This is a genomic window from Rhizobium indicum, assembly GCF_005862305.2.
GTDB lineage: Bacteria > Pseudomonadota > Alphaproteobacteria > Rhizobiales > Rhizobiaceae > Rhizobium > Rhizobium indicum.
Map to the genome: position 1 here is coordinate 631,417 of NZ_CP054022.1, position 16,688 is coordinate 648,104.

General features: G+C 62.8%; 16 protein-coding genes. 7 read left to right on the plus strand and 9 right to left on the minus strand.

The window, feature by feature from the left end; translation table 11 throughout:
- The first annotated feature begins 3 nt into the window (after positions 1 to 3).
- Genes FFM53_RS27315 through FFM53_RS27325 form a run of 3 tightly spaced genes read left to right on the plus strand, consistent with a single transcriptional unit; the run spans position 4 to position 3,469 of the window.
- A complete protein-coding gene (locus FFM53_RS27315) occupies positions 4 to 954 on the plus strand; it encodes an ABC transporter permease (protein WP_028742929.1) in 951 nt (316 codons plus the stop codon).
- Entirely contained in the window at positions 951 to 1,817 is an 867-nt protein-coding gene (locus tag FFM53_RS27320) for an ABC transporter permease (RefSeq protein WP_131620223.1), read from the plus strand. The genes FFM53_RS27315 and FFM53_RS27320 overlap by 4 nt, the downstream gene beginning before the upstream one ends.
- A complete protein-coding gene (locus FFM53_RS27325; RefSeq protein ID WP_138388675.1) occupies positions 1,814 to 3,469 on the plus strand; it encodes an ABC transporter ATP-binding protein in 1,656 nt (551 codons plus the stop codon). Before FFM53_RS27320 ends, FFM53_RS27325 begins: the two co-directional genes overlap by 4 nt.
- A gap of 329 nt (positions 3,470 to 3,798) precedes the next feature.
- Here the strand turns inward: FFM53_RS27325 and FFM53_RS27330 are convergent, their stop codons facing one another.
- Entirely contained in the window at positions 3,799 to 4,275 is a 477-nt protein-coding gene (locus FFM53_RS27330) for an Lrp/AsnC family transcriptional regulator (RefSeq protein WP_003549758.1), read from the minus strand.
- Between the two features lie 233 nt (positions 4,276 to 4,508).
- On the opposite strand from FFM53_RS27330, the gene FFM53_RS27335 reads away from it, so the two are divergent.
- Complete coding sequence (locus tag FFM53_RS27335) at positions 4,509 to 5,834, plus strand: NAD(P)/FAD-dependent oxidoreductase (RefSeq protein WP_138388674.1); 1,326 nt, start codon at positions 4,509 to 4,511, stop codon at positions 5,832 to 5,834.
- Positions 5,835 to 5,946: 112 nt separating this feature from the next.
- Here the strand turns inward: FFM53_RS27335 and FFM53_RS27340 are convergent, their stop codons facing one another.
- The 4 genes from FFM53_RS27340 to FFM53_RS27355 are packed head-to-tail and all read right to left on the minus strand — an operon-like array spanning position 5,947 to position 10,568.
- Positions 5,947 to 6,795 (minus strand): alpha/beta hydrolase, encoded by an 849-nt coding sequence (locus FFM53_RS27340; RefSeq protein ID WP_246413221.1) that lies wholly within the window; start codon positions 6,793 to 6,795, stop codon positions 5,947 to 5,949.
- An 11-nt stretch (positions 6,796 to 6,806) separates the two neighbouring features.
- On the minus strand, positions 6,807 to 8,294 hold the full coding sequence (locus tag FFM53_RS27345; protein ID WP_138388672.1) for an NAD-dependent succinate-semialdehyde dehydrogenase: 1,488 nt from the start codon (positions 8,292 to 8,294) through the stop codon (positions 6,807 to 6,809).
- A gap of 13 nt (positions 8,295 to 8,307) precedes the next feature.
- Complete coding sequence (locus FFM53_RS27350; protein ID WP_138388671.1) at positions 8,308 to 9,537, minus strand: iron-containing alcohol dehydrogenase; 1,230 nt, start codon at positions 9,535 to 9,537, stop codon at positions 8,308 to 8,310.
- A complete protein-coding gene (locus FFM53_RS27355; RefSeq protein ID WP_138388670.1) occupies positions 9,534 to 10,568 on the minus strand; it encodes an Ldh family oxidoreductase in 1,035 nt (344 codons plus the stop codon). Before FFM53_RS27355 ends, FFM53_RS27350 begins: the two co-directional genes overlap by 4 nt.
- Positions 10,569 to 10,664: 96 nt before the next feature.
- On the opposite strand from FFM53_RS27355, the gene FFM53_RS27360 reads away from it, so the two are divergent.
- Together FFM53_RS27360 and FFM53_RS27365 are read left to right on the plus strand one after the other, a co-directional pair.
- The gene (locus FFM53_RS27360; protein WP_138388669.1) at positions 10,665 to 11,363 is read left to right on the plus strand and encodes a GntR family transcriptional regulator; all 699 of its coding nucleotides are present in this window, start codon (positions 10,665 to 10,667) and stop codon (positions 11,361 to 11,363) included.
- A gap of 54 nt (positions 11,364 to 11,417) precedes the next feature.
- Positions 11,418 to 12,011 (plus strand): DJ-1/PfpI family protein, encoded by a 594-nt coding sequence (locus FFM53_RS27365; RefSeq protein WP_064246445.1) that lies wholly within the window; start codon positions 11,418 to 11,420, stop codon positions 12,009 to 12,011.
- Positions 12,012 to 12,085: 74 nt separating this feature from the next.
- Here FFM53_RS27365 and FFM53_RS27370 read toward each other — a convergent pair whose 3' ends face one another.
- Genes FFM53_RS27370 through FFM53_RS27385 form a run of 4 tightly spaced genes read right to left on the minus strand, consistent with a single transcriptional unit; the run spans position 12,086 to position 15,798 of the window.
- A complete protein-coding gene (locus tag FFM53_RS27370; protein WP_138388668.1) occupies positions 12,086 to 13,276 on the minus strand; it encodes a M24 family metallopeptidase in 1,191 nt (396 codons plus the stop codon).
- Between the two features lie 32 nt (positions 13,277 to 13,308).
- Complete coding sequence (locus FFM53_RS27375) at positions 13,309 to 13,722, minus strand: cupin domain-containing protein (RefSeq protein WP_003549741.1); 414 nt, start codon at positions 13,720 to 13,722, stop codon at positions 13,309 to 13,311.
- Between the two features lie 25 nt (positions 13,723 to 13,747).
- Positions 13,748 to 14,590: a phosphoenolpyruvate hydrolase family protein gene (locus FFM53_RS27380; RefSeq protein WP_138388667.1), complete on the minus strand. Its 843-nt coding sequence runs from the start codon at positions 14,588 to 14,590 to the stop codon at positions 13,748 to 13,750.
- 11 nt (positions 14,591 to 14,601) lie between these two features.
- Positions 14,602 to 15,798 (minus strand): Tm-1-like ATP-binding domain-containing protein, encoded by a 1,197-nt coding sequence (locus FFM53_RS27385; RefSeq protein ID WP_138388666.1) that lies wholly within the window; start codon positions 15,796 to 15,798, stop codon positions 14,602 to 14,604.
- 99 nt (positions 15,799 to 15,897) lie between these two features.
- Between FFM53_RS27385 and FFM53_RS27390 the strand changes: the two genes are divergently transcribed.
- On the plus strand, positions 15,898 to 16,536 hold the full coding sequence (locus FFM53_RS27390) for a TetR/AcrR family transcriptional regulator (RefSeq protein WP_173883663.1): 639 nt from the start codon (positions 15,898 to 15,900) through the stop codon (positions 16,534 to 16,536).
- Positions 16,537 to 16,688: the final 152 nt, after the last annotated feature.

Below are 16,688 nucleotides of genomic sequence, written 5' to 3' on the forward strand. Positions count from 1 at the left end.
CCCGTGAACCGCCAGGTCTTATCCCTTGTACTGAGCAGATTGTTCGTCGCCGTGATCACCCTGGTGATCGTCTCCTTCGCCGTCTTCTTCGCGACAACGCTGTTGCCTGGAGATACGGCGACGATCCTGCTCGGCCAAGCCGCCACGCCGGAAGCCGTCGAAGGCCTGCGCAAGGCCATGCATCTCGACGAACCGGCGCTCTTTCGTTTCCTGCGCTGGTTAGTCGGGCTACTGCAAGGCGACCTCGGCACGTCCTATGCCAACGAAATGCCGATTGCCGCTCTCATCGCCGGCCGCTTTGTCAATACGTTGAAACTTGCCGGCGTCACCGCGCTGTTCTCGGTGCCGATTGCGCTGACGCTCGGGATCACCGCAGCGATGCTGCGCGGCACCCTTTACGATCGTATCGTCACGGTAATCACCATCGGCGTCATCTCCGTGCCGGAGTTCATGGTCGCGACCTCAGCAGCGCTCATCTTCGCCGTCTATCTGAAATGGCTGCCGGCACTTTCTTTCGCCAATGAGGTCCACAGTCTGACCGATCTGTTGCGCGTCTATGCTATGCCGGTGATCACCCTCACCTTCGTCGTCTCGGCCCAGATGATCCGCATGACGCGGGCGGCTGTCATCGAGACGCTCAATACACCCTATGTCGAGATGGCATTGCTCAAGGGCGCCTCCCGGCCGCGCATCGTCTTTCGCCATGCACTGCCCAATGCGCTGGGTCCGATCGTCAATGCCGTTGCGCTTTCGCTGTCCTATCTGCTCGGAGGCGTCATCATCGTCGAGACCATTTTCAACTATCCCGGTATCGCCAAGCTGATGCTGGATGCCGTCGCCACCCGCGACCTGCCGCTGATCCAGAGCTGCGCGATGATTTTCTGCCTGGGCTATCTGCTGCTGATCACCATCGCCGATATCATCGCCATCCTTTCCAATCCGAGGCTCCGATGACCATGACCAGTTCCGAAACCACCTCCGGCCGGCTGTCGGGAACCCGGTTTGGCTATCGCTTCAACATCGTCGGCGCGATCGGCTTCACTGTGATCCTCTTATGGGCGCTCGTCGCGATCTTCGCGCCATGGATCATCCCCTACCCCGTCGGCGAGATCATCGATCTCGACTATTTCGGCCCGATGAGCCGGGAACTCTGGCTCGGCTCCGATTATCTCGGCCGCGACATGCTCTCAAGGATTCTGATGGGCGCACGCTACACGGTCGGTATCTCGCTGGCGGCGGTGACGATCGCCTGCTTCAGCGGCGTCGTGCTCGGCATGATCGCAGCAGTCGCCGGCGGCTGGCTGGACACGATCCTCAGCCGCTTCCTCGACGCGCTCAACTCCATCCCGAGCAAGCTGTTCGGCCTTGTGGTCGTCGCTGCCGTCGGCTCCTCGGTCCCGGTGCTGATCATGACGCTGTCGGTGATCTACATCCCCGGCGCTTACCGCTTCGCCCGGGCGCTCGCCGTCAACATCAATGCGATGGATTTCATCACGGTTGCGCGCATCCGCGGCGAAAGCACTCTCTATCTCATTCGCTCGGAAATCCTGCCCAACATCGTCGGACCGGTGCTTGCCGATCTCGGCATCCGCTTCGTCTTCATCGTTCTGCTGCTCTCCGGGCTTTCCTTCCTCGGCCTTGGCGTCCAGCCGCCCTATGCCGACTGGGGTGCGCTGGTGCGTGAGAATATCGGCGGCCTGCCATTCGGTGCGCCGGCGGTGATGTTTCCCTCGTTTGCCATCGCCAGCCTGACGATCAGCGTCAACCTGCTGATCGACAACCTGCCGCAGAAAATCCGCGACCGGAGTGTGTCATGAGCAATTTCATCGAAATCCGTGACCTGAAGGTCGAAGCCACCACCGATTCCGGCCGTCGCGTCGAGATCATCAAGGGTGTCAGCCTCGATGTTGCCGAGGGCGAAATCGTCGCGCTGATCGGCGAGAGCGGCTCGGGCAAGACAACCATCGCCCTGACCCTCATGGGCCATACGCGTGCGGGCTGTCGCATCTCCGGCGGCAGCGTTTCGGTCGGTGGCAAGGACATGGTCACGCTCAGCGAGAAACAGCGCGCCAAGGTGCGCGGCACCGAAGTTGCCTATGTCCCGCAATCGGCGGCTGCCGCCTTCAACCCGGCCACATCGATCATGGACCAGGTGATCGAAGTCACGCGTATTCACCAGCTGATGTCACCGGATGAGGCGCGTGCCCGGGCCGTCGAACTCTTCCGGGCGCTGTCCCTGCCGGAACCCGAGACGATCGGCAGCCGTTATCCGCACCAGGTTTCCGGCGGCCAGCTGCAACGTCTGGCGGCCGCCATGGCGCTGATCGGCGACCCGACCCTCGTCATCTTCGACGAGCCGACGACGGCGCTCGACGTGACGACCCAGATCGAAGTCCTGCGGGCTTTCAAGTCGGTGATGAAGAAGGGTGGTATCGCTGGCGTCTATGTCTCGCACGACCTTGCCGTCGTCGCGCAGATCGCCGACCGCATCGTGGTGTTGAAAGGCGGAGAGACGCAGGAAACCGGCACCACCGACGAAATCCTCAACAATGCCAAGCACCCCTATACCAGGGAGCTGCTCGCAGCCTTCGAACCGAAACCGCGCGGCGCAACTGGCCTCGCCGAACCCGCGACGGCTCCCCTGCTGAGCATCGAAGGTCTTGTCGCGGGCTATGGGCAGCGCCAGGCTGACGGCCTGCCGCTCGTTCGCGCGGTCGAGCATGTGAGCCTGAAGGTGGAAAGAGGCCGCAATCTCGGCATTATCGGCGAATCCGGTTGCGGCAAGTCGACGCTCGCCCGCACAATCGCCGGCATCCTGCCGGCGGCGGTCGGCAAGATCGTCTTCGACGGCACGGAACTGCATCGCAACGCGCGCGAGCGTTCGCGTGATGAGTTGCGCGAGATGCAGATCGTCTTCCAATATGCCGATACCGCACTCAACCCGGCAAAATCGGTCGAGGACATTCTCGACAGGCCTCTGGTCTTTTACCACCGCATGGATCGAAAGGCGCGGAACGCCCGGATCGATCAACTGCTCGACATGGTACGCCTGCCCCGCAACCTGCGCCATCGCCGGCCGGGCGAACTCTCGGGCGGCCAGAAGCAACGTGTCAACTTCGCCCGGGCGCTCGCCGCCGATCCGAAGCTGATCCTCTGCGACGAGATTACCTCGGCGCTCGACACGGTGGTCGCCGCCGCGGTCATCGACCTGCTCAAGGAATTGCAGCGCGAACTCGGCCTCTCCTACATCTTCATCAGCCACGACCTCTCGGTGGTGGAGGCGATCTGCGACGAGATCGTCGTGATGTATGGAGGCCGGAAGGTCGAGGAAATCACATCCCTGACGGTGAAGGCGCCGCAACACCCCTATTCGCAACTGCTCTTCTCATCGGTGCCAACGCTCGATCCGGCCTGGCTCGACGGGCTCCAGCAGGATCCGGAACTGGTGCGGGCTTATTGCCGGCACTGAGCGACGATTCTAACGCGAAATTTCTCGGGTCGGATTTGCTTCAAGAAATTAGGCAGCAAACTGCTCTGCCCTCCTCGAAACCAGAGTTGGGCGCTTGCCAGATCAAGCGCCCACCGGGTCAGGTCGTGCTGGAAAGCCTCGACTCCGCGGCAGGAGCCCAGCAAGTGGCAGCGAACATGGCTTTGGAAGGTAAGGCCGAAATTTTGTCGCAAGTCCTTCCAACCGGAAGAAGCTTAGAGTTATAGGGAGAACAACCTGCGACAGAGAGAGCAGTATCCGCGCAGGACTGATGAGTGACGCAAAAACTGCTCACTTTTGCTGAAATAGCCCTAATGCGGAAACAAGGTGGTTAGCGGCATGTGGGCCTTGATGATCGGCGATTTCAGGACGACGAAGCTGAAATACTTGTCGATGCCGACGTCCATATCGGTAAGGCGCTCCATGATCGTCTGGTATTCGTCGATCCCGGCGGTGACGAATTTCAGCAGATAATCGTAGCCGCCCGAAACCAGATGGCATTCGATCACCTGGTCAACTTTTTCGATCGCCGCCAGGAAGCGAGCGAAATCGATCTGCCGATGGTTCTTCAGGGTGATCTCGGTGAACACAGTCAGCGTCTGCCCAAGTTTGCTGACGTTGATCTGAGCCGAATAACCTTCGATATAGCCCTCCGACTGCAGCTTCTTTACCCGCATCAGGCAGGGGCTCGGCGACAGATTGACCAGTTCGGCGAGTTCCACATTCGTGACGCGGCCATTCTTCTGCAGTTCGTAAAGGATTTTTACGTCGATCCGGTCGAGTTTCATCTCATACGCCCTCACTTGCTGGAGATCGCCAATGACGCAGCAGATTATGCTGCTTGTTCCCGGCACCAACCTTAGCACATGACGTTGGCCTGTCGATCGCGTTGCGAGACAGGCCGAAGCACAAACGGCTGCTGGTATCCTCCCAACACGGAATCTTCTGCTGCCGCCAACCGATCTCCGGCAAAGCCGTGGCGTCGGATCCGCTACACTACCGTTAAAACGGAGACTCTCCCATGCCCGCACCTCTCACTCGCGTCGACACCACGCCGGAACTGCCTTCCACCGCTGATGTCGTGGTTATCGGCGGCGGCATCGTCGGCGTTTTCACGGCCTATTATCTCGCCCGGCGCGGATTGAAGGTGGCCCTCGTCGAGAAGGGTCTGATCGGCGCCGAACAATCGAGCCGCAACTGGGGCTGGTGCCGCCAGCAGAACCGCGACGCCCGCGAATTGCCGATGTCGACGAAGAGCCTCGACCTGTGGGAGCGCTTCGCCACTGAGACCGGGGAGGACACCGGGTTCCGTCGTTGCGGCCTCTTCTATCTGAGCAATAGCGAAGAGGAACTGTCCGCCTGGGCACGCTGGCGCGATTTCGCCCGCTCGGTCGGCGTCACGACACTTATGCTGAGCAGCGCCGAGGCGACCGAACGCGGGCGTGCCACCGGCACCTCATGGAAAGGCGGGGTGTTTTCGCCGACCGACGGCACCGCCGATCCGGCGAGCGCTGCGCCAGCCGTCGCGCGCGCGATCCTGAAACTCGGCGGCACGGTGCATCAGTCCTGTGCGGCCCGCGGCCTCGACGTCGAAGGCGGCAGGCTCTCGGGCGTCGTCACCGAGCATGGCACGATCCGGACAAAGATTGCGGTCCTCGCCGGCGGCGCCTGGGCCTCCTCCTTTTGCCGCCAGCTCGGTATTCGATTTCCGCAAGCCTCGATACGCTCCTCGATCCTCTCCGTATCTCCAGGGGCAAGCAGCCTGCCGGATGCGCTGCATACATCAGCCGTTTCGGTGACGCGACGCCGCGATGGCGGCCACACGCTGGCGATCAGCGGCCGCGCCCGCGTCGATCCCACTCCACAGCAGTTCCGCTTCGCGCGGCAGTTCCTGCCGATGTTCGCCCGGCGCTGGCGCAGTCTCGCACCCGGCGGGTTGGAGGGCTTTCGCTCCGGTCACGAAACTCTCACCCGCTGGCGGCTCGACAGGCCGACGCCGATGGAGCGCATGCGCATCCTCGAGCCGGCGGTCGACGAGGCCACCATTGCCCTTACGCATGCGCGGGCGCTCGAGCTTCTGCCCGACTTGAAGAAGACCGCCATCAGCGCGGCCTGGGCAGGCTATATCGACAGCACGCCCGACGGCGTGCCGGGGATCGGCGAGATCGCCACCTTGCCGGGTTTCATCCTTGCTGCCGGCTTCAGCGGCCACGGTTTCGGCATCGGGCCGGGCGCCGGTCATCTGATCGCCGATATCGTCACAGGTGATGAGCCGATCGTTGATCCGAGGCCCTACCATCCCGACCGCTTCGGGGGAACCGCCTGGGGCAAAGTGGCCGATTTTTAGGGCACGGTCGGCCTTTGTGCGACGTTCGACGACGCGGATCGGCACGACTTGGTACCGGCCATAGGAGCCGATGCATCGCGCTTCGATTGCCACGATCACTAAAAACCGGCGGTCAAGGGGAGGTTGATCGCTTCGGCTCCTCACCGGCATCATTGGCAATCAAGGCGCGCAATGCTGCCGCCACAGGCGAGCCAGCGACGGCGAGATCGCGCACCGTGCTCATGTGATTGCCGTCTGCGACCTGCGATGCCTGCACGTCGAGCCCTTGGGCGGCAAGAATGTCCTTGAACGCATTTGCCTGTATTTTGAACGGATCAGTTTCCAGTTCGCCGGTCATGATAGCGACACGTGTTGCAGGATCGTGCTCGTGACGCATGGGCGTAAACCGTCGCACCTCCTCGTCGCACAAGGCGATCTCGTCACGCAGGAAGGACGTCTGCAGGGGTTCGAGATCGTATAGCCCGCCAAGCAGGAATGCAGCAACCACGCCCGAAGGCGCTTGCGAGCGATGGAAGAGAAAGGTTGCAAGATGTGCACCGGCGGAGTGGCCGCTGACGGAGAACCGCTTTGGTGTGGCGCCAAAACGATCGGCATGCGCCAGCAGGAAAGCCTTGGCCTTCAGGACCTGACCAACCAGGACGTCCATTCGCGCCATGGGCATCAACGAATAGTCGACGATGGCTGCGACCGCGCCGGCGCCGGTGATCGTTTCAGCGACGCAGGAATAGTCCTCCTTGGAAAACATCCGCCAATAGCCGCCATGGATGAACATGTGGATCGGCATATCCGAGCCGGCGCTGTTTGGCAGGAAGATATCAAGCGTCTCGCCCGGCGCAGTCCCGTAGGCGACGTTGGCCTCCATGGCGACAGTGCGCCGCGTTGCAAGGCTGCGAGCTCGGATATCGCCAACGATCGCGTCGAAATCTGCGACATGGTCACGAATGCGGAACGGGTCGGCCACAAGTTCCTCCCTCAGAAACTTGTCGCAATGTACTTGGCTTCCATGAACTCCGCGATACCATGGTGTTGCCCTCCTTCACGCCCAAGGCCGCTCTGTTTCACACCGCCAAAGGGGGCGGCGGGATCGGAGACCAGTCCACGATTAAGCGCGATCATTCCAGCCTCGACCTTGGAGGCGACCCGCATGCCGCGGCCAATGTCGCGGGTATAGATGTAGGCGGCGAGGCCATATTCCGTATCGTTGGCGGCAGCGATCACCTCCGCCTCGCTCTCGAAACGGTAGAGCGGCGCGACGGGACCGAAAATCTCCTCGCACCCCATGTCGGAGGCCGGGGAAACATCGACGAGCACCGTCGGTGGATAGAAGAAGCCGCGTTCTGCCAATGTTCGTCCGCCGCAGAGCGCGCGCGCGCCGCGCGAAATGGCGTCTGCAACAAGGCGCTCGATCTTCTCCACCGCCTTGCGTGTGATCATCGGACCGCACTCGGTATCCAGATCCACACCCGGACCGACCCTGAGGGCGGCCATGCGTCGGGTAAATTTTTCCGCAAAGGCATCGTGGATACCGGACTGGACATAAATGCGGTTTGCAGCCGTGCAGGCCTCACCCGCATTGCGCATTTTCGCGACCATCAGACCCTCGATCGCCGCGTCGATGTCCGCATCGTCGAAAACGATGAACGGCGCGTTGCCGCCAAGTTCCATGGAGCAGGAGATGACATTTTTCGCCGCTTCCGCCAGAAGCGTGCGGCCGACGCCCGTAGAGCCTGTGAAGGAGAGTTTTCGCACGCGCGGGTCGGTCAGCATGGCGGCGATGACGGGGCCTGGCGTCGATGTTGTCATCACGTTCACGACACCCGGCGGCACGCCAGCCTCCTCGTAGAGAGCCGCAAGCGCATAGGCCGTCAGCGGCGTCTCGCTCGCCGGCTTCAGAATGACGGTGCAGCCTGCGGCAAGGGCCGGCGCGATCTTGCGGGTCGCCATCGCGGCCGGGAAATTCCACGGTGTGATGAGAACGCAGATGCCGATAGGCTGGTAATCGACGACGATGCGGTTTCCACCGGCCGGGGCAGTGCCGAACTCACCAGAGCTGCGCACCGCCTCCTCGGCGTTCCAACGAAAGAACTCCGCCGCATAGGCCACCTCGCCGCGTGCGTCGCGCAACGCCTTGCCGTTCTCGAGCGAAATCAGCCTGGCAAGCGTTTCGGAGCGCTCCACCATAAGTTCGAAGCAGCGGCGCAGAATCTCGGAACGCTTTCTCGGCGGCGTCTCGCGCCAACCTTCCGCGGCGCCTGCGGCAGCCTCCACGGCCACTGCCGCATCCGCAAGGGTCGCATCGGGCACGGAGGCAATGGCCGCCTCGGTCGAGGGGTCTATCACGTCGATCCGCCCCTCGCCAGCCGCAGGCCGCCAGGCGCCGCCTATATAGAGGCCGCGGGAGAACGAGTTGAGCCCGAAGGGATCGTGGTCTGGATGTGAAGAATGCTGGTTGACGTTCATGATGATTTCCAAGTCAGAGGGCGGAAGCGGCCAGGTCGCCGTCATAAGCGGCGCGCACCAGGCCGCGCATGGCGGCCGCATCGAAGGAGCGGGGGTTATTCTTGATCAGCCGGCCGATGCCGAGCGCCTGCTCTGCGGCCCAGTCGATCCGGTCTTCCGGCAGGCCGAGCCCGGCAAGCGTCGGCGAGATGCCGATCGCGGCGAAGAGACGGCTCACCTCGCCGATCGCGGCATCGGCAAGCGTCTCGTCGTCCTCCACGCCGGTGGGATCGAGGCCGAGCGCCCTACCGACAATGGCGATGTCCCCGCTCGAGACGCGGCGATTATATGTCATCACATAGGGAAGCATGGTCGCAACCCCGAGCCCATGCGGCGTATGGGTCACGGCACCAACCGGATATTGCACGGCATGGGCCGCAGCGGTGCCTGCCGTTCCGAAGGCGCAGCCGGCTGCGAGCGCGCCCATCATCACATCGGCGCGCGCATCGATGTCGGCGCCGTCGACGAAGGCCTTTTCCAGGCTCCGGCTGAGGAGCCGGATGGCATGCAGCGCGAACTGGTCAGAGAGATCGCTCTTGCCGATGAAGACATGCTGCTGCGCGAGTTCAGGATCGCCGGGGCGGCGCATGGCCGTGAAGGCTTCGATGGCATGCGTCAACGCATCCGCACCGGCAATCGCCGTAAGCCCAGGCGGGCAGGATAAGGTCAGTTCCGGGTCGCAGATCGCCGCTGCGGCGATGAGATATGGGCTGGAAATGCCAACCTTCAGGATACGGTCAGGATCGGAAACAACCGCAACCGGCGTCACCTCGGAGCCCGTGCCTGCCGTCGTCGGCACGGCGATGACCGGCAGGACGGGCGCCGGCACCTTGAACTCACCGTAGTAATCGGCGAGCGCGCCGCCATGAGCCAGCAGGAGCGAAGCGCATTTCGCCATGTCGAGACAGCTGCCGCCACCGATGCCGATCACCATATCGGGCTCAAAGCCGCGCGCGGCTTCAACGCAAACCGCGACCGTATCTTGCGGCACGTCCGGCAGCGTCCGGTCATGCACCAGGACGACAATGCCGGCTGCTTCAAGCGCGGCGATCATTTCCGCGAAGACGGGTGTTGCGGCAAAACGCGCATCCGTGCAGACGAGTGCGCGCCGGCCGGTTCTGCTGGCGACGCTCGCGAGCGCATGGCGCTGGCCGACGCCAAACAGGATTTCCCGCGGCAGCCTCAAGGCGGCAAACAGGCTCATGATCTTTGTCCCTCGAAGGCCAGGATGCGAGGGCGCGAAAGCGCGTTGAGGTCTTCCCAGAGGCGCTGGTCGATCTCGAAACCGTTGCGGCTTGCTGCCGCCCGCCGCCGGCGGGCACGATCGCCCGGGACGAGAACCGGTTCGCCAGTGCTGGCGGGTGGTGAAGCGCGCACGGCATCGAGATAGGTCGACAGTCGCGCCGGCAGTCCCGGCGCCAGACTGGGCTCGATCAAAATGAAGACGTCGCCCTTGTTGCACGGCGACTGGCTGTCGAGCGTGCCGCGCACATCCGGCGCGAGCGCCGAGCCGGCAAGAGCTGCCACCAGCAGCTCCAAAGCGATACCGAGGCCGTAGCCCTTCGCGTCGCCGAAGGGCGCAATCGCGCCGGTCTTCGCACGCCCCGGATCGGTCGTCGGGTTACCGGCCGCATCGCGCGCCCATCCCTCGGGAATAGGTCTGCCGGTCGCCGCGTGATGATGGATCCTGCCCATCGGCACGAGGCTGGTGGCCAGGTCGAGCACGAGCGGTTCCTCGGCGGTCGGCACGGCGATGGCGATGGGGTTGGTGCCGAGCATGGCCCGGGTGCCGCCGAAGGGATGGACCAGCGCCTCGCTTGACGAGAGCGCGATGCCGACGAAACCCATTGCAGCGATGGCCTCCACATAATGCGCGAGCATTCCGAGATGGTTGGCATTGCGCACGGCGACAAGGCCGATACCAAGATCCGCAATGTGAGGCGCCAGCCGTTCGATCGCGGCCATGGCGACGACGGGGCCAAATCCCGACGACCCCTCCACCTCCAGCACCGCATCCGCGCGCCAGCGCTGGGTGCCCTTCGTCTGCGGGTCAATGACCCCGCGCTCGATCCGTTCGATCAACCGCGGAAGCCGGTACAGGCCATGCGAGGGGTGCCCCTTCATCTCCGCCGTCACCAGGACGCGAGCCTGCAGGGCCGCATGGTCACGCGGTGCGCCATGCTCTTCCAGCAGGCGCGTGGCAAGCGCAAGCGCTGCCGCTTCGGATATGCGCATGATTTTTCCTCCCTATATTAAATCGTATAGGATATAGGATTGTCGTGGCCGAAGCATCGTGCTAGCGATTGAACCTGTCAAGAGGCAAGGCAGCAGATGATTTCGACGAGACCGAAGGAACCCTCAACGGGCACAACCCAGATACCGCGCGCCAACAGCCTGGCGGGCGACGTCTACGAGGCAATCTTCAACCAGCTCATGTCGTTGAAGATTGCGCCGGGGACGCGCATCACGGTCGACAACCTGGTCAAGGAGTTCAACGTCTCCCATACGCCGATCCGCGAAGCCCTCGGCCGGCTTGAAGGCGAAGGCCTCGTCGTCAAGCAGCATCTCGTTGGCTATCGTGCCGCGCCCCAGATCACGCGCCACCGCTTCGACGAGCTCTATGAACTGCGTCTGCTGTTGGAACCTGCCGGCGCTGCGAAGGCAGCCGAGGCGATGAACGACGAAAAGCTCGCCATTCTCACCGAGGCCGCAGGAGTGATGACACGCAGCGACAACAGCGACGAACGAGCGAACTATTCGGCCTTCGCTCGCCAGGACGCCATCTTTCACGACCGGATCATGGAATTTGCCGGCAACGAGTTGATCCGCGAGATGCTGACATTCCAGCACACGCATTTCCATATCTTCCGCCTGATGTTCCATCGCCGCGTCACCGAGGAGGCGCTCGCCGAGCATCAGACGCTGCTCGATGCCTTTGCGGCGCGCGACCCGGGCGCGGCTGCGAACGCAATGCGCATTCATATCGAACACTCGCGCGACCGGCTGTTGCCGGCATTCGACGAAATCTGAGCAACCCGGCAGGCACGATCGTGCCTGCCCGATCTGACAAGAGGAGGAGAACCCATGCCAGGCAAGAAAATCCTGATGCTCACCGGCGATTTCACCGAGGAGTACGAAATCTTCGTCTATCAGCAGGCGATGGAGGCGGTCGGCCACACGGTGCACGTCGTGTGCCCGGACAAGAAGGCCGGCGATATCCTCAGGACGTCGCTGCACGATTTCGAGGGAGACCAGACCTACACCGAAAAACTCGGGCACAACGTCACCATCAACAAGACATTTTCCGAGGCCGAGAACCAGCTCGACCAGTATCATGCCGTCTACTGCGCCGGCGGGCGCGGACCGGAATATATCCGCACCGACAAGCGGGTGCAGGCAATGGTGCGTCATTTCCACGAGCAGAAGAAGCCGATCTTCACCATCTGCCACGGGGTCCAGATCCTGATCGCGGTCGACGGTGTCGTTCGCGGCAAGAAGGTGGGTGCACTTGGGGCCTGCGAACCCGAAGTCACCCTGGCGGGCGGAACCTATATCGACCTCTCGCCAACCGAAGCCTATGTCGATGGCACGATGGTTTCGGCCAAGGGCTGGACGGCGCTCGCCGCCTTTATCCGCGAATGCCTGAAGGTGCTGGGAACGGAGATCCACCACAGCTGAGACGACGATACCAAGTAACGAAAAAGGCCCGGCAGCTGACATCTGCCGGGCCTTCTTTGCGGTTGGGCCTACAATCACGCTCCGCCGCGGTTCCAGCCGCGGCCACGGTCGCCGAACATTTCATAGCCGCCATCGGTGATGGCAAGCGTATCCTCCAGCTTGATGAATCCGCGCTTTGGGTGAAGCATCGTCGTCTCGACCGAGATCACGCTCCCGGCTTCCAGCGGCTTGTCGGCATCGATGCCATCATAGGTGACGGGGTGGTTCGTCATGAGGAACGGTGCTTCGTGGGCGATGAGGCCCATGCCATGGCAGAAAAAGTCGGTGAAGGCCGCCGACGGCGAGGCCTTGAGCTCGGCCTCCGCTGCCACGATCATCTCACTGCCCGCAGCCCCTGCCCTGACCTTGGCGAAGGCCGCTTGCTGGATGCATTCGACTTCGGCCAGGAGGTCCTCCAGTTCCGCATCCGGCTCGCCGAGCACAGCCATGCGGCAGAGGTCGCCGATATATCCGTGATAGTTGCCGCCGGAATCGATCGACAGGATCTCGCCCTCGACCCAGGCCTGCGGCGAGCCCGCGCGGTTATGGCTGGAACCGAGCGTCAGCAGGCAATATTCGAAGTGCAGGCCGCGGTTCGTTTCCTCCCGGCGCAGCTGCTCGATGATCTCCATCTTCGTCGAGCCGGCGCGGGCCGCCGCCATCGTCGCCAGCATGGAGTCGGTAATCAGTTCGGAGGCGCGTCTTAGCCTTGCCAGTTCATCCGGCGTCTTGACCGCCCTTAGCCGCTCCAACACATGCGTGGCATCGACAAATCGAGCGCCATCCAGCCGAGAGGCAAGGAGGTCGCGGGCGTCGGATGGCAGAAAGGCTGGCTCGATGCCGATGCGCCCACCGCTCTTGCCGATTTTCTTCAGGTGTTCGACGGCGAGCCCGGCGGCATCCTGCGTGCCCCAGGTCGCCGTATGCACGGCGGGCGTCCAGAATGGGTTGTTCTGGTGCTCTGCGCCCTCCATGCGGTTACCTACATAGGCGGCGTGATCAGGCGCGCCTTTCTCATAAATCACCATCGGCAGGTACCGGCTATGCCCGATCGCATCCATGGCCGCGAAGAAGATGAACTTGTAGCCGCCCATGAGATATTGCGTGTTGTGTTTGGAGGTGGCGACGACGACGTCGATACCGGCTTCCTCCATGAGACGGTCGAGCTTGGCCGTATCGAACGGCGTCACGGCGGCCTGCCTCGTTTGCCCTGCATTGTCGTTCATTGTCTTTCCTCCCAGAAAATGGATGCGCCACTTCAGAAGCCCGGCGGCAGCAGGCGGAAGTCCGGCAAATCGCGAAGCGCAAGCTCCGGCCCCGCCGGTGAGTAGACCACGAAGAGGAGCATCGGCCCGCCGCCAGTGTTCTTCGTCGAATGAAAGCGGCTTTCCGGAACATAAATCGTGCAGCCGCTGGCGACCTTCCGCGTGATAGGATTACCCGTCTCGTCCTCGACCATCTGCTCGCCCTCGCCAGAAATCACAAAGATGATTTCCTCCGCGCCGGGATGATTGTGGCGGGAATGGCCCTCGCCGCTCGGCAGTTCGACGACACCGCCGGAAAACCGGCTGGCGCCGTTGACCTCGGGCGCCACAGTCAGCGACAGCTTGCCCCAGTCGAAGCCGAAGGCGCTCACGTCCTTAGGATAGATGAAGTACTTGTCCTTTACCATGAAACTGCCTCCTCCACATCCTTCCTCAGACGACCGCGCCGATGGCGAGCGCCTTGAAATCTTCGGTCTGCTTGCGAATTGCCGCCTCTGCCGGCAGGCGCTCCATCGAGCTTGCGCCATAAAAGCCGTGGCAGCCAGGGCAACGCTCGAGAACATAGCGCGCATCCTCCGGCATGGAGATCGGGCCGCCATGGCAGAGCACGATGACATCGTCGCGCACGGAACGTGCCGCCTTGATGATCGCGGTGATCTCATCGACGCAGTCATCGAGGGACTTGCCGGATGTGGCGCCGATCGTGCCGCCAGTCGTCACTCCCATATGCGCCACGACGATGTCGGCGCCGGCGGCCGTCATGGCGATCGCCTCGCTCTCGTTGAAAACATAAGGCGTCGTCAGCAGCTCGAGCCCGTGGGCGGTGGCGATCATCTCGACCTCCAGATTGTAGCTCATACCTGTCTCCTCGAAACTCTGCCGCATCCGGCCGTCGAAGAGGCCGATTGTGGGGAAGTTCTGTACGCCGGAAAAGCCCATTGCCTTGAGGTCGGCAAGGAAGCGCGGCATCAGCACGAAGGGGTCCGTGCCATTGACGCCGGCGAGTACCGGCGTCTTTTTCACGACCGGCAACACTTCGAGCGCCATATCCTTCACAATCTCGTTGGCATTGCCATAGGCGAGCAGTCCGGCCGCCGAACCGCGCCCCGCCATCCGGTAGCGCCCGGAATTGTAGATAATGATGAGGTCGATGCCGCCTGCTTCCTCGGCCTTGGCGGAGATGCCGGTGCCGGCGCCGCCCCCGACGATCGGCACGCCGGCTGCGATCATGCCGTGAAATTTTTCGAGGATGGTGTTGCGCGGTATGACTGGCATCGATTTGTCTCTCAGGGGTTGGCGATGTCACGATAGGCCGCGACGGCGGCCTCGGCGAAATCTGGGTCGTTGATATGGAGCGGCAGGCGAATAATACGTCGCGATGCCGTCGGCTTCACCGTCGCCTCGAGCGCGGCAAAAAGCGCGGCGTCGGCTTGCGGATCGAAGAACGGACCGCCTTCGATGTCGAGGGCCGAAACGCCCTTTTCGGGAATGAGGAAGCGTAGGGGGCCGTGGCAGAGATTGAGCTTGTCGCCGATCCAGCGGCCAATCTGCGCACATTCGGCCAGTGTCGTGCGCATCAAGGTGACGTTCGGGTTGTGCCGGTAAAACAGCCGGCCGGCATAACGCTCCGGAACGGTCTCCGGCGCCCAGAAGTTCACCATGTCGAGCGCACCAACCGAACCGACATAGGGCAAGCCTTTGCGAGCAATGGCGCCGAAACGGTCCGAGGTGGCGGGCAAGACGCCGCCGAACAGCAGGTCGCAGACCTCGGTCGTCGTGATGTCGAGCACGCCAGAGATGAGCTCGCTGTCGGCAAGCTTCTCCATCGCCCGCCCGCCCGTGCCTGTGGCGTGGAAGACCAGGCAATCATAGTCCGCTCGGAGGCGCTCGACCATGGCGGATACGGCAGGTGTGGTAACGCCGAACATGGTAAGCCCGAGGGCCGGTTTGGATGCAGTCACCTCAGCCGGGCGGTGGGCCATGGCGGTGATCGCCTGAGCGGCGTTGTGAAGGATGACGCGGCTCAGCCGGTTCAGGCCCGCCATGTCCGTGACCGAAGGCATCATCACGATGTCTGAAACATCGACAAAGGGAGCCACATCGCCGGATGCGAGCGTCGAGACCATGATCTTTGGCAGACCGAGCGGCAATTGGCGCATGCCTGCGGTAATGATCGAAGTGCCTCCGCCTCCACCGATACCGATGACGCCGGCGATGTCCTGGCGCTCCACAAGGAAGCGCGCGAAAGCAATGCCCATCGCCTCGACCGCCCTTCCGCGGTCCCCGCTGGCAAGAACGGCTCCAGCCCCGTCCGGATGGCACGCCGCCACTGCGTCGGCCTTCACATCGACGGCGGTCGCAGGCTCGCCTATGCCGACGTCAACGCGGACAACACCGCCGCCCACCGCTTCGATGCAAGCGGCAAGATACGCAAGCTCCTCGCCCTTCGTGTCGGCCGTGCCGACCACGTAGATCTGCTTCATTTCCCCTCCGCGACCGGGTGGATTTCCTCCCGGCATATCTCACGTTGGGACAAAGCGACGGGCCCTTGCAAATTTGTGAGACGTGCGTATCATAAAGACATGGATGTCTCACGTCAACAGAACGAAACAGCCAGGACCGAGCGAGGCCCGCGTGCCCGAACGCGAAAACTGATGCTCGAAACGGCAACGCGGATCATGCAGTCCGGTATCACTCCGTCGGTAAGTGAAGTCGCCGAGGCTGCCGAAGTCTCGCGCGCGACGGCCTACCGCTACTTTCCGAGCCAGGCCGCGCTGGTGCATGCCGTGGTGGATGAGGCTCTGGGGCCCATACTCGGCTGGTCGTCGGAGAGTCCGGATGCACGCGTCCGCGTTGCCGACCTTTTGGCGACGGCGATGCCGCGCATCGACGAGTTCGAGGCCACCTTCAAGGCGGCGCTGAAACTTTCGCTGGACCAGTGGGCGCAGCGCCAGGCGGGCACGCTCGGCAACGAACCGCTGTTCAAGCGCGGCCACCGGGTCGACCTGCTGAAGAGCGTGACTGCCCCCCTGCAGGGCGCCGTGCCGCCCGAATCCAGGGAACGCCTTGCACAGGCGCTTTCACTTGTCTTCGGCGTCGAAGTGCTGATCGTGTTGAAGGATATCTGGGGCCTGACCTCGGAAGGCGCGCAGTCTGTTGCCGAGTGGGCCGCCAAGGCGCTTGTTGATACCGCATTACGGCAGGCAGAGAGCGAGGCATGACGTGGCGCCCCGACTTGGGGCAACAACTGGTTCGACCAGTGTCAGTAATATATTCTTGTATTGTGGTCTGGATCGCCGATGATGAATGTGAGACGGTCCGACAAGCCTGCGTCAGAAGCCCTGCAATTGCGGGGGAAAGACGTCGAAACTTC